The organism is Thermaerobacillus caldiproteolyticus (genome assembly GCF_015326725.1).
Classification (GTDB): Bacteria; Bacillota; Bacilli; order Bacillales; family Anoxybacillaceae; genus Thermaerobacillus; species Thermaerobacillus caldiproteolyticus.
The window spans coordinates 64,057-77,921 of record NZ_CP064060.1; the positions used below are offsets into that span (position 1 = coordinate 64,057).

The 13,865-nt window shown below is 41.6% G+C and carries 11 protein-coding genes and 1 riboswitch; of the genes, 7 read left to right on the forward strand and 4 right to left on the reverse strand.

Features of this window, described 5'->3' with window-relative positions:
* Positions 1-22: 22 nt before the first annotated feature.
* The 3 genes from ISX45_RS00355 to ISX45_RS00365 form a co-directional block, all read right to left on the reverse strand.
* The gene (locus ISX45_RS00355) at positions 23-1,063 is read right to left on the reverse strand and encodes a ribonucleotide-diphosphate reductase subunit beta (RefSeq protein ID WP_181555623.1); all 1,041 of its coding nucleotides are present in this window, start codon (positions 1,061-1,063) and stop codon (positions 23-25) included.
* A gap of 20 nt (positions 1,064-1,083) precedes the next feature.
* Positions 1,084-3,369, reverse strand: coding sequence for a ribonucleoside-diphosphate reductase subunit alpha (locus ISX45_RS00360; protein WP_194519687.1), 2,286 nt, complete (start codon positions 3,367-3,369; stop codon positions 1,084-1,086).
* Positions 3,370-3,493: 124 nt separating this feature from the next.
* Positions 3,494-3,690: riboswitch (cobalamin riboswitch) on the reverse strand.
* 132 nt (positions 3,691-3,822) lie between these two features.
* Positions 3,823-4,317: a hypothetical protein gene (locus tag ISX45_RS00365; protein WP_194519688.1), complete on the reverse strand. Its 495-nt coding sequence runs from the start codon at positions 4,315-4,317 to the stop codon at positions 3,823-3,825.
* A gap of 321 nt (positions 4,318-4,638) precedes the next feature.
* Here ISX45_RS00365 and ISX45_RS00370 point away from each other — a divergent pair, with 321 nt between their 5' ends.
* From ISX45_RS00370 to ISX45_RS00395, 6 genes are all read left to right on the forward strand, one after another.
* Entirely contained in the window at positions 4,639-6,717 is a 2,079-nt protein-coding gene (locus tag ISX45_RS00370; protein WP_194519689.1) for a carbon starvation CstA family protein, read from the forward strand.
* The gene (locus ISX45_RS00375; protein WP_181555627.1) at positions 6,710-6,913 is read left to right on the forward strand and encodes a YbdD/YjiX family protein; all 204 of its coding nucleotides are present in this window, start codon (positions 6,710-6,712) and stop codon (positions 6,911-6,913) included. Before ISX45_RS00370 ends, ISX45_RS00375 begins: the two co-directional genes overlap by 8 nt.
* 363 nt (positions 6,914-7,276) lie before the next feature.
* Positions 7,277-8,194 (forward strand): 2-dehydropantoate 2-reductase, encoded by a 918-nt coding sequence (panE, locus tag ISX45_RS00380; RefSeq protein ID WP_181555628.1) that lies wholly within the window; start codon positions 7,277-7,279, stop codon positions 8,192-8,194.
* 421 nt (positions 8,195-8,615) lie between these two features.
* Positions 8,616-8,780 (forward strand): hypothetical protein, encoded by a 165-nt coding sequence (locus ISX45_RS00385; RefSeq protein WP_194519690.1) that lies wholly within the window; start codon positions 8,616-8,618, stop codon positions 8,778-8,780.
* Positions 8,781-9,631: 851 nt separating this feature from the next.
* Positions 9,632-11,296 carry a glycoside hydrolase family 13 protein gene (locus ISX45_RS00390; RefSeq protein WP_194519691.1) on the forward strand — a complete coding sequence of 555 codons (1,665 nt, stop codon included), beginning with the start codon at positions 9,632-9,634 and terminating at the stop codon, positions 11,294-11,296.
* A 338-nt stretch (positions 11,297-11,634) separates the two neighbouring features.
* Entirely contained in the window at positions 11,635-12,162 is a 528-nt protein-coding gene (locus ISX45_RS00395) for a YfiT family bacillithiol transferase (RefSeq protein ID WP_181555631.1), read from the forward strand.
* Between the two features lie 29 nt (positions 12,163-12,191).
* On the opposite strand, the gene ISX45_RS00400 is transcribed toward ISX45_RS00395, so the two are convergent.
* Entirely contained in the window at positions 12,192-13,376 is a 1,185-nt protein-coding gene (locus ISX45_RS00400; RefSeq protein WP_181555632.1) for a class I SAM-dependent rRNA methyltransferase, read from the reverse strand.
* Positions 13,377-13,530: 154 nt separating this feature from the next.
* Here ISX45_RS00400 and ISX45_RS00405 point away from each other — a divergent pair, with 154 nt between their 5' ends.
* Entirely contained in the window at positions 13,531-13,854 is a 324-nt protein-coding gene (locus ISX45_RS00405) for a YbjQ family protein (protein ID WP_194519692.1), read from the forward strand.
* Positions 13,855-13,865 lie beyond the last annotated feature (11 nt).

Below are 13,865 nucleotides of genomic sequence, written 5' to 3' on the forward strand. Positions count from 1 at the left end.
GCAAGTTGGCGGCTTTTTTGTGTTATAATTCATCGAATCCGTTATCAATATTCACTTTTGTATACTGTCGTGATTTTTGTTCAAAGAAGTCCGATTTTCCGAGATCGACTTCTTCGTATGCTTTAATCCAGCGAAGAGGGTTTGTCCGATAACCCTCAAACGGGCGTTCAAAGCCTAGCTGATGGCAGCGGACATTGGCATAAAACTTAATGTAGGCGCTCAAGTCTTCCATGTTAATGCCGTCGATTTTATTGCCAATAATATAGTTGGCCCATTCGATTTCTAGCTCGGCTGCTTTCATGAAGGTTTGCTGAACGAATGCAGCGAGTTCGGGTGTGTTGTATTCAGGATATTCGCTGAGCACTTCTTTGAAAATCTTTGCGAATAAGTCGACATGAATGTGCTCATCGCGGTTAATGTAATTAATCATTGTGCTTGTGGCGACCATTTTTTGGTTGCGCGCTAAGTTGTAAAAGAAGGCAAATCCTGAATAGAAAAACAATCCTTCCAAAATGACGTCATAGACAATCGATTTTAATAAAGTTTCCACATTTGGATGTTCGGCAAATTCTTTGTATCCGTTTGTGACAAAGTCGTTTCGCTTTCGCAAAATCGGTTCGTTTCTCCAAAACTCAAACACTTCATCCTGCTTGCTTTTTGTTACAAGACTCGAAAGAACATATGAGTACGAGTGATTGTGAATAACTTCTTGTTGGGCAAGCATAATCATGAGCGCATTAATGCTAGAGTCGGTAATGTAATCGGCGACCCTGCCGGCGTAATCGGTTTGAATGCTGTCAAGAAGCGCTAGCAGCCCGATAATTTTTAAAAATGCATCTTTTTCATCGTCGGTTAAGAGCGGAAATTGTTTAACGTCTTGGGACATATTAATTTCAAACGGCGTCCAAAAGTTAGCTAGCATCCGTTTATATTTGGCAAATGCCCACGGATAGGCAATGTCGTCCCAATTCAGGACATTCGAGCTTTTTCCGTTGATAATTCGCGTTGAGCGGTTTGGCGCTTCCGGATCCATAATCACTCGTTTTGTTAATGTATGTGTCACAACAAATTCCCCCTCTATTATTAACTTGCGCATGACTCACATTCATCGATCGTGCTGGAAGTTGAGCGCACATAATACGTTGTTTTGAGTCCGAGTTTCCAAGCGGTGAGATGAATGTCAAGAAGCTCTTTTGCTTTAATGGTGTTCATGACGTAAATGTTAAAGGAAATCGCTTGGTCGATATGGCGCTGACGGGCAGCATTTTGCTTGATGCTCCAGCGTTGGTCAATGTGATAGGCAGATTTATAGTACCAAGTCGTTTCTGAGTTTAGATCCGGTACCGTAACCGGAATTTTGTAATCTTTCTTTTCTTCAGCATATACTTTTAAAAAGATTGGATCGATGCTGGCAGTACTTCCGGCAATAATCGATGTTGACGCATTCGGAGCGATCGCCATTAAATATCCGTTACGAATGCCGTTCATTTTCACTTGTTCTTTTAGAGTGTCCCAATCAAGGCTTGATGAGCGATCGTATCCTCGTTTGGCAAAATAAGCGCCTGTTTGCCAATCGGAACCTTCAAAAGCTGGATAACTTCCTTTTTCTTTTGCGAGTTCCATGCTTGCTTGAATCGTTAAGTAGGCAATTTTTTCGTATAGCTTGTCTGCATAGTCAACCGCTTCTTCCGATTCCCAGCGAATGCCTTTTAATGCGAGCAAATGATGCCAACCGAACGTTCCAAGTCCGACAGCGCGGTATTTTTGATTGGTCAACTGTGCTTGTAAAACAGGAATGTTATTTAAGTCAATGACATTGTCGAGCATGCGTATTTGAATCGGAATCAGCCGTTCTAATACATTATCGGTCACCGCACGTGCAAGATTGATGGATGATAAATTGCAGACGACAAAATCGCCCGGTGTTTTTTCGATAATAATTTTTCCGTCTTTTGTATATTGTTGCTCGACGATGGTCGGACTTTGGTTTTGCGCGATTTCTGTACAAAGGTTGCTGCAATAAATCATACCGAGATGAGCATTCGGGTTTTTTCGGTTGACTTCATCGCGGTAAAACATGAACGGCGTTCCGGATTCAAGCTGGCTGCGCATAATCCCTTTCATAATTTCAATTGCTGGCACTTTTTCTTTGGACAAGTTCGGTTCATGAACGCATTGCCAATATTTTTCGCGGAAGCTGCCGCTGCCTTTTTCCTCGTCATAAAAGTCTTCCAAACTAAATCCCATCACTTTGCGTACTTCATGCGGATCAAACAAATACCAATCACCGCGCTTCTCGACCTGTTCCATAAACAAGTCAGGAATACAAACGCCGGTAAATAAATCATGCGTTCTCATTCGCTCATCGCCGTTATTTAATTTGGCGTCTAAAAAGGCGAAAATATCTTTATGCCAGACGTCTAAATAAACGGAGATGGCTCCTTTTCGCTGCCCTAATTGGTCGACGCTGACAGCGGTGTTATTTAATTGTTTCATCCATGGAATGACCCCTGATGAAACGCCTTTAAAGCCTTTGATGTCGCTGCCGCGGCTACGAATTTTACCAAGATAGACGCCAATTCCGCCGCCTGATTTAGAGAGATTGGCAATATCGGTGTTGCTGTCGTAAATTCCTTGTAAGCTATCGTCTACTGTGTCTACAAAGCAACTCGATAATTGTCCGTAGCTTTTTCCGGCATTGGCAAGAGTAGGCGTGGCAACGGTCATGTATAAATGGCTTAATGCCCAATACGCTTCCTTGATTAAATCGAAACGGAGTTGCTTTGGTTCTTGGGACATTAATGTCATCGCAATGATTAAAAATCGCTCTTGTGGCAGTTCATATAAGTTTCGATCAAAGTCACGCGCAAGATAGCGATCCGCAAGCGTGCGAATGCCAATGTACGTGAATAGCTTGTCTTTTTCCGGGTCAATCAGTTTGGAAAGTTCGATGATTTCGTCTTTTGAATAATTGTCGAGAAGAGATGGACTGTAAACGCCTTTCGAAACGAGCGTCGTAATCAAATGATAAAGACAACCATAACGCTCGTTTGCGTCATATCCACGGTTTTTTGCTGCTTCTTTGTACAAACGCTTCAAATACATTCGTGCACAAACAAACGTCCAATCCGGCTCTTCCTCGTTAATATAAGACAGCCCTTCAAGAATAAGCAAATGAGCGATTTGTTCAGACGAAAGGCGGTCTCTACTTTCAATCGCTTGAATGATTCGATTGACATATTCGTCTGTCTGTAAGTGCGGAAAATCTTTGGTTACGTCATGGATAAAAGAAATCAGTCTTTCGCGCGAAAACGGTTCTGTTTGTCCTGTTTCCGTCGTGATTATTGTTGTTTTCGTATGTAAGCTCATTGTTTCTCCTCCTCATCCCAATAAAAAAATCCACTCAAGTTTGAGTGGATGAAACGATAGCGTAAAAAGGGTACGAAAAGCCCTTCTTAAACCATCGTTTCATCTTCTCAATCCCCGAAGAATGTGAAACGTAACAAGCAAGGCAGGTCTCCTGACTCGTGTTTCTTCCTACTTTGGATCCTTCCCGTATACGCGCCGCAGGAGCCTTCGTATACAGTGGAATTTCCATTTCGTCCACACATACAGTTGCGGGGACAGTTCTGGATTCGCACCAGATTCCCTATTAAGTCCATTCGGACACCATTGCTTGCGGTTTTTGATCGAAAACTATATGTAGTTTATTTTTCGGGTGACCAACACAATATATTGTGTTGGTGTAGGTGCTGGTACCATCATATAATAAATCAATGGAAATTTCAACTATGTTTTTTTGTTCTTCTGATAGGATACGTGTTATCCGAGAGGAAGGGAAAGATGTTCTTGTTTTTTATTTGATAACCTATCTAATTTTGTGAGCAACGATTTAAGAGAAAATCCGATAATGGCACCGGGAATGACCGATAACATCGGCAGCCAAATCGGACCGAAAAATATACCGAAAATGGTTATGTGAGGTGAATACATAAGTCCTACCGTGACAAAATAAGCGGCAAAAACAAATGGAAGAGAGGAATACATAGATTTTCCCCCACCTGCATCTTTGTAGGCGTCCCACATAGCGAAAAAGTATAAACAAGGATAGAACATTAGCCATTGATAGTCGATAACTTTGGCTGCCTCGACGTTTTTCCCTAAAAAACTTAATTGAATTGCTTCGTTAAATCCAGATTGCATGTTAATGAGAAATTCTAAGAGGATAAACACTGAGCCTTTAAAGTATTTTTTGTTAAGGAATTGCCCAAATCCTGGTAAAGCAATGCTCCATAATAATTGTTCAATCGCTTTCACGTTCTTTAACCCTTTACTTGTAATTTTGTTTGGTTGAGAAGACATTTGACTGAAAAAGGTGATCGTTCCCTTGGTTTTATATGGACACCTTCGTTTTGGGTATAAAAAAAGTTATTTCAATTACATTTTTTGCAAAAAGATGTATTTTATGCTTTTTTAAAATAGTAAAAAGTCTAAAGCGGATACTAGCTTAACGAATGTACGGCAACGTTAACGGACAGATTGGCCGAATTTTCATATGGAAGTTTGGGAAATATTCTTCCAATTTTTCAGAATAATTAGTATAATGAGATTTGAAGAGACACAAAGGGGGAAACAAGCGTGAGAGGAATCAAATCAATTCTACTTTGGGGGCTGATTTCTGTCCTTGGGGCAGCTGGATTTGCCGTTTTAGCGTTACAACGCGGGGAGACGGTCAACGCCATTTGGCTGATTGTAGCTGCTGTATGCGTGTATGCAGTGTCATATCGTTTTTACAGCAAATTTATTGCTCAAAAAGTGTTTCAACTTGATGACAATCGGAAAACACCTGCGGAAGTGTTTAACGATGGAAAGGATTATGTACCGACGAATAAGTGGGTATTATTCGGACACCACTTTGCAGCGATTGCCGGGGCTGGTCCGCTTGTCGGTCCAATTTTAGCATCGCAAATGGGATATTTGCCGGGAACGCTTTGGATTATTGTCGGGGTTGTTTTAGCTGGAGCAGTACAAGATTTCATTATTTTGTTTGCGTCGATGCGCCGTGATGGAAAATCACTTGGCGAAATGATTAAAGAAGAGATAGGACCGGTTACGGGCTTTATCGCACTGCTTGGGATTTTAGGAATCATGATTATTTTATTGGCGGTATTAGCGCTCGTTGTTGTGAAAGCGCTTGTAGGAAGCCCGTGGGGAATGTTTACAATTGCGGCAACGATTCCAATTGCCATTTTTATGGGCATTTACATGCGCTATATTCGTCCGGGACGGGTAGCCGAAGCTTCCTTGATCGGATTTGTGCTATTAATCGCGTCGCTTGTTGCCGGTCAGCATGTAGCGGAACATCCAACATTAGCGAATATGTTTACTTTTAAAGGTGAAACGATTGCGCTGTTAATGATCGCTTATGGGTTTGTTGCTTCAGCGTTGCCAGTATGGTTATTGCTTGCACCGCGTGATTATTTAAGTACATTCTTAAAAATTGGAACGATTGTCGGTTTGGCGTTAGGAATTCTTGTTGTTGCACCGGACTTGCAAATGCCAGCGCTTACAAAATTCATCGATGGTACTGGACCTGTTTTCGCGGGTGATTTGTTCCCATTCTTATTTATTACGATCGCATGCGGAGCGGTTTCGGGATTCCATGCGCTCGTTTCATCCGGAACGACACCTAAAATGATCGAGCTTGAAAGCCATGCCCGTCCGATTGGATATGGGGCGATGTTGATGGAATCTTTTGTAGCGGTAATGGCACTAATCGCTGCATGCGTGTTGACGCCGGGAGTCTATTTTGCAATCAACAGCCCTGCAGCGGCGATCGGCCAAGATGTTGTGCAAGCAGCACAAACGGTGTCGTCATGGGGATTTACTGTCACTCCAGACGTTTTACAAGAGCTTGCTAAGGATGTCGGCGAACAAACGATATTGTCTCGTACAGGAGGAGCACCTACGCTAGCCATTGGCATGGCGGTAATTTTATCAAAAATCATTGGCGGTAAAACGTTAATGGCGTTTTGGTATCATTTTGCGATTTTGTTCGAAGCGTTGTTTATTTTAACTACTATCGATGCAGGGACGCGCGTAGGACGTTTTATGATTCAAGATATTCTTGGACATTTCTATAAGCCGCTTGCGAAAACCGATTCTTTACTAGCAAATATTATTGCGACTACGTTATGCGTATTGGGTTGGGGATATTTCTTGTATCAAGGAGTTATTGATCCACTTGGGGGTATCAATACATTATGGCCGCTCTTTGGCATTGCGAACCAAATGCTAGCGGGAATTGCCCTCTTATTAGGGACAACCATTTTATTTAAAATGGGCAAAAAGGCGTACGTGTGGGTAACATTAATCCCGACGACGTGGATTTTAGTGGTTACCATGACGGCTGGATTCCAAAAATTATTTCACGGTGATCCAAAGATTGGATTTTTGGCCCATGCGAACGAATTTAAAAAATCCTTAAGTCAGGGGAAAATTTTGGCGCCAGCAACGAATGAAGCACAGATGAATCAAATTATTATGAACGATTATATCGATGCTACGCTTTGTGCGATTTTCATGCTTGTTGTTATTGCGATGCTCATTTCGTCTTTGAATATATGGATGAAAGTAATAAGAAACAAACATGCATCATTAAAAGAGTCACCTTATATTCCAAGAGATGCAGGAGATGAGGTTAAGCATTATGCGTAAGTTTTTTCAAAAGGTTCTAGCCTATCGGAAACAATTTCTTGATTTGCTTGTTGGTGTACCGAATTACGAGAAATATGTCGAGCATATGAAGACACATCATCCAGGAGAGCCGATTAAGTCACGAAAAGAGTTTTTTTGCGAAGCACAAGAGGCGAGATATAACGGCAAAGGTGGGAAAGTATCGCGTTGTTGTTAAAGAAAGGGGACTGTTTGTTTCCCTTTCTTTTTCCTTAATGAGGATGTGATTTTTTGATGTTTGCTGCTATTTCGTTAGCGAGCTCATGGCCAATGATATTTTTTGGATTTTGTAATTCTGCCTTTGTTTAAAGATAAGAAGTGAAAATTTTCCTATCTTCAGCGCCCAATCGCTCAGGGCAAAGAAGAAACATTTGCACATCGTGAGAGCCAAGATGGCGGTATTTCGCCGCTGGCCTACAGGGCGTGGGCAGTTTTTCGGCGAAACCGAGATTTTGTTTTGCTTTGTCATTAGTTTGCATTCATCCATTTGTATTACTGTTGGTATGTGTAGCTTATGTCATTGCATAAGGGGGAATTAGTGATGCGAATACTAGTCGTTGGTGCCGGGGCAGTTGGTGGATATTTCGGTGGTCGATTGTTAGAAAAAGGGGTTGATGTCACATTTCTTGTACGTGAGAGAAGAAAGAAACAACTGCAAGAACGGGGGTTAGTCATTCAAAGCGTTCATGGGACTGCTGTGCTGAAGCCGACAACGCTCGTAACAGGAGAGAAGATAGAGCCATTTGATGTGGTCATATTTTCTAATAAGGCCTACCATTTGCGTGAAGCGATCCGGGATGTGAAACCATATGTCGGCAAGAATACACTTATTTTGCCATTACTCAATGGAATGGCGCATATGGATATACTTTGGAGTGAGTTTGGAAAAGAGAACGTACTAGGCGGTCTCTGTTTTATCGAAACGACACTAGATGAGAAAGGATCGATTATTCAAACGAGTCCATCTCATGATGTAAGATTTGGCGAATGGTCAGGGGAACGGACAGAGCGAGTGAATGAACTCGAAGAGTTGTTTTCAAACTGCAATGCCCGCTTTCGCTTAAGCGAGCAAATTGTTACCGATATGTGGCATAAATATTTATTCATTGCGACGATGTCAGGGGTTACAACATTATTTCGTGCTCCGATCGGTCCGATTCGTGCCGGGGAGTATGGACAGGACATCATATTAGCGTTGGCGAAAGAAATCGGCGCTGTTATGAGAGCGCACGGTGCTCCAATTGCGGATGGAATTGAGGAGAAGCAATTGGAACAAATGAACGAAATGTCTTCAGAGATGAAGTCTTCCATGCAGCGCGACATGGAAAAAGGACAAATGGTAGAAGCGGATCATTTGCAAGGGTATTTATTGAAGCTAGCAAAAGAGTATAAGATTCCGACACCACTATTAAAAGCGGTTTACCATAATCTGAAAATTTATGACCAGAACCGAGCATAAAAAGGAAACACATCGATGATTCCGAATAAGTTAAAATAAGAATTATTGCTCCATCAAGCAGCATGAGCATTGCCTTGACGGAGCAGCTGCCAAACAGCGATTAGAATCGTTAGGGGTTATGGTTTCTTTTGGAAGACATATGTATGAGATTGATGAATTTTCTCGTCTCCGGGTGAATCCTGTATGAAGCGTTTGCTGGCACTATGTGAAAGCCATTTTAACAACGCTCGGCTGGTTTAACTGCAATCAGTTGTTGAAATATATTTGATTACGATTTAATCAAGAAAAATCCTAAAATATTAGGCAGATATTCTGAGATTAACAGCGTTAATCAACGCGTTCTTACAGCGGTTTACCTTTTTCTGCGTTTGCTATGAAAAAGGGATTTGACGATACCCCTTCACTATTTTCAAGATGTGCCGTGGAGGAGGGGGCTTTTGCGATCGAACTGGCGGAAACGTGGAGTGATGATCAATGGGATATCGATCAAGAAAATCGTGCGTTAGAGGACCAGATCATCAGTGAAGGAGTTGCGGAAGGGATCATCATCGGCTGTAATTTTTGGAACTTGCTGCAGGGTTTATGACGTCCTTAAAAAACGCAATTGTTTTTATAGAAGATGATAATCTAGTCAATCCACAAATATTTGATCGAGATTTATAATTGCTTTCACACTAGCCAGAATTTTTTAAGTCAAGGCACTGGTGATCGGTCGATTTCAAAAGCTTCCATGATGACGAACGAAAAACTTATCAAAATCGTGAAAAAGCAAGAACTGTGACATATCCAGTCATGTGCCACTGATTTTCGCATTTTCTATTGGAGGTAGATATATACTCAAGCGTTTTTGAATAAGATAGAAATCACACTCCAACAGCATTCAATCTTTTCATTCGCGTTTATATGCGACTGAAAAGGAGAGCCCTTTTCTTTTTGAGACACTCAGCATAAGAATGAAAGATAAAAGCGAATATAGGATTGATGTGGATTGTGATATAAGCAGGGCTGTCATCGTATAATCAGCTAAAAAAGCTAACGTCTCTCCACTTTACTTTAAAGGGGGCCATTGGCCGTGTCTGGATAATCTTGTGCTCAAGAAAGATCCATCGCAAAAAATGACAGCTCCATTTAAAGTGCTGATTATCAACTATATCACTAAACAATTATCTTGTTTTTCAATTCGTTTGAAGCCTTTTCTGCTGTCGTTACCATTCTTGCAAAATCATATTCTTAAATGGCTATGCGGTTATTAGTTCCATGGTGCTCTTAGATAAATGTTGTTACGTATTGGTCAATTCGCTTTTAAACATTAAATCGGTAAGTAGTACCATTTTTGGTATAAAAAATTCCTTTTTTCATAAAATGCATTGTATATTGTGGTGATGTAGTGTAGAGTAATGTTGAAAGCGCATACAGGTAAAAGAGGAGGATACAGCCTTGAACAAGGTATGGTGGAAAGAAGGAGTAGCGTATCAAATTTATCCAAGAAGTTTTATGGATTCTAATGGTGATGGAATCGGGGATCTTCGTGGAATTATACAAAAGCTTGATTATTTAAAAGACCTTGGAATCGATATCATATGGATTTGTCCGATTTACCAATCACCGAACGCCGATAATGGTTATGATATTAGCGATTATCATGCGATTATGGAAGAGTTTGGAACAATGGAAGATTTTGATTTGTTGCTCGAGGAAATTCATCAACGCGGTATGAAAGTTATTTTGGATCTTGTCATTAACCATACAAGTGATGAACATCCTTGGTTTATTGAATCGCGTTCATCAAGGGATAATCCAAAACGTGACTGGTACATCTGGCGCGATGGAAAAAATGGCAAAGAGCCGAACAACTGGGAAAGTATTTTTGGCGGATCGGCTTGGGAATATGATCGGAAAACCGATCAATATTACTTACATGTATTTGATGCAAAGCAGCCGGATTTAAACTGGGAAAACGAAGAAGTGCGACGCGCACTATATGAGATGATTAATTGGTGGCTCGATAAAGGTATTGATGGATTCCGCGTCGATGCGATTTCTCATATTAAGAAAAAGCCCGGATTGCCGGATTTACCGAATCCCAAAGGGCTTGATTATGTTCCATCCTTCGCTGGTCATATGAACCAAGAAGGGATTATGGAGTATTTAAAAGAGCTGAAAATGCAAACGTTTGCGCAATACGATATTATGACCGTCGGGGAAGCAAATGGCGTCAAAGTCGAGCAGGCGGAAGAATGGGCCGGCGAAAAGAACGGAATTTTTAATATGATTTTTCAGTTTGAGCATTTAGGGTTATGGGAAAAAGGAACGGACGGTGGAGTTGATATTCGTCAGTTGAAACGCACGCTGACGAAATGGCAAAAAGGTCTTGAAAACCGAGGCTGGAACGCATTATTTTTAGAGAACCATGATCAGCCTCGTTCCGTTTCGACGTGGGGAAACGATAAGGAATACCTTACCGAAAGTGCGAAGGCGCTTGGCGCGATGTATTTTTTGATGCAAGGAACGCCGTTTATTTATCAAGGGCAAGAGATTGGCATGACGAATGTCCGCTTTGAAACTATTGATGAATACGATGATGTCGCAATGAAAAACTTTTATCGACTGGAATGGGAAAAAGGGCGTTCACATGAAGAAATCATGGAAGTCATTTGGAAAAAAGGACGAGATAATTCACGGACACCGATGCAATGGTCGAATGAAACAAATGCTGGTTTTACAACCGGAACACCATGGATAGGTGTAAATGAAAATTACAAAGAGATTAATGTAGAAACACAGTTAAAAGATCCTAATTCCGTTCTTCACTTTTATAAAAAAATGATTCGCCTTCGCAAAGAAAATGATGTTCTTATTTATGGAACGTACGATGTAATTTTAGAAAAAGATAAAGCGATTTACGCTTACACACGAACACTCGGGAACGAAAAAGCCGTCATTATTGTCAACTTGAGCGACAAGCCTGCTCTTTATCGTTATGATGCGATCAAATTGTCTTCGGATGATTTAGTGTTGCAAAACTACGAAGTAAAACCTCATAAAAACACAACACGCTTTAAGTTGAAGCCATATGAGGCGCGGGTGTATTTGTTAAAGTAAATAGTGATAGAAAGGGCAAGCAATGATGCTTGCCTTTTTTCTTCAAGGAATTCAAGGAAAGAAATATGTATATGTCCGTTGAACTCGTAAAAGAGCAAGTTGTAAAAAGAATAAGAGGAGGTGTAGCCTAGTTACTAAAATCCTGCCATGAACTGAAGGAGACATGACGAAAGCTACTGTTGAAATGAACCACGGAGTGCCTTTCACAGCGAGGGAATGGCAAAGGGATTCTCTTTTTGATGGCAGCTTGGGTGAGGGTCCGAGCATTATGCGGTGCTTCTTGGTTCCATCGCGGCTAGTAGATCTTTTTTATAGATTTTAGTAACTAGGAATGAGAAATGGAACATATTCGCTACCCGATCGGCAAATTTGAAAAGCCAACGTCTTTCCGTGAAGAAGATGTAAAGCAGTGGATTTCTGATATTCGAATGCTGCCAAAGCAGTTGCGTGAGGCGGTGAGCGGATTGAATGATGAACAGCTAAACACGCCATATCGTGAAGGAGGATGGACGGTTGCTCAAGTTGTGCATCATCTTGCTGATGCGAATATGAATGCGTTTATTCGTACAAAACTTATCGTAACGGAGGAGCTTCCTACTGTAAAACCTTTTGAAGAGAACGATTGGGCCGAGACAGCGGAGGCGCGTGCTTTCCCAATTGAATCTTCGCTTAAATTGCTAGAAGGGCTTCATGAAAGATGGACAGCTTTGCTTGAATCTTTACCACTGGAAGATTTTAAACGCAAGCTTTATCATCCTGCGATGAAGACAGAGTTAGAATTGTATACATGTGTTGCGATGTTTGCTTGGCACGGCAAGCATCATGTCGCACACATTAGAAATTTGCGAACGCAGAAAGGATGGTAAGCAAAAACGGACATCAGTCTTGATGTCCGTTATCTGCGTGAATGCACTTCGTAAATCGCAAATTTTAGGTAGTCGCCTTCATCGGCGGCAAGCAGTTTCGGATGATCGTAGCCGGCGCCGCTCCAATGAATTTGCCGCAAAATCTTTTTCGCATCAAACGCCGCTTCCTCAATCATCGCTTGGAACATATCGGCATGGACGTGATACGAGCAGCTTGCCGTCACGAAAAAGCCGCCGTCTCTCACAAGCTTTAAGCCGTTGAGATTGATGTCTTTATATCCACCTAGTGCTTTTGGGACAGCGTGAGCGGATTTGGCGAATGCTGGCGGATCAATGATGACTACATCCCATTTTTTCCCTTCGTGAACCGCTTCTCGCAAGTAATCGAAGGCATTGGCGACGACGAAATCAACGTTTGTAAATCCGTTTAATGCAGCATTGCGTTTCGCTGTTTCGATGGCATGTTCAGAAATATCGACAGCGGTCACATGTTTTGCTCCATACAAGCACGCATTGAGCATAAATGATCCTGTATGGGTAAAGCAGTCTAATACGGTTGAGTTACTGTCGATGAGCGGTTTAATTGCCGCGCGGTTTTGACGCTGGTCAAAGAAAAATCCGGTCTTTTGTCCGTTTTCAATATCAACAATATATTTAACGCCGTTTTCTTCAATCATCACTTCCGTCTCACATTGCCCGTACCAAAATCCCTTTTCTTGTTGGAGCCCTTCCAGCTCGCGGACGTACACATCATTGCGCAAATAAATCGCTTTTGGATTAAATACTTCCAGCAACCCGTTTAAAATCCAATCTTTCCGTTTTTCCATACCAAGCGACAAAATTTGTACGACAAGCACATCTTCGTATTTATCGACGATCAAGCCAGGCAAAAAGTCAGCTTCTCCGTAAATAGCACGGCAAGAACGAACGCCGGGAATCATTCGCTCACGATACGCCCACGCCTTGCGAATGCGGTTCAGAAAAAACTGCTCGTTTAACTCGTCTTCTGGATTTTGCGTAAGGACGCGCACAATCATTTGCGATTTTGGATTAATATAGCCTTTAGCTAAGAAGTAATTTTGATGGTTATAAACCTCGACAAAGTCGCCCGGTTTAAAATCTCCTTCAATATAGTCAACTTCACTTTGGAATATCCAAGGATGGCCTTGTTCGAGACGTTTTTTTCGCTTTCGTTTCAGAAATACTTTTGCCACATTCTCCACTCCATTACCTGTAATGATTTGCTTTTTCTATGATACAGAATTGCTGGGAAAGAAGCAATTCTGTCAGCTTTTGTCGTAATTTGGAAGGACTTTTTTCATAAACGTAGAATAATGATAAACATAGATGGAAGAAAAGAGGGATACGGTGATTATTGCGACGACCGATTACATACCGGGAAAACAAATTAAAGAGTATAAAGGGTTTGTTCAAGGAAATACCGTTCAATCGAAACATATCGGAAAAGATATTATGGCGAGTTTTAAAACGATTGTCGGCGGAGAGATTAAAGCGTATACCGAGATGATGGAGGAAGCGAGACAGATTGCGATTAACCGCATGATCGAAGAGACGAAACAGCAAGGGGCGAATGCGATCATTGGGGTGAGGCTAACGACAGCCGCCATTATGGCGAACACGTCAGAAATTTTGTCGTACGACGGAACGGCAGTAGTCGTTGAGGAAGAGTAAAATGACTTGAC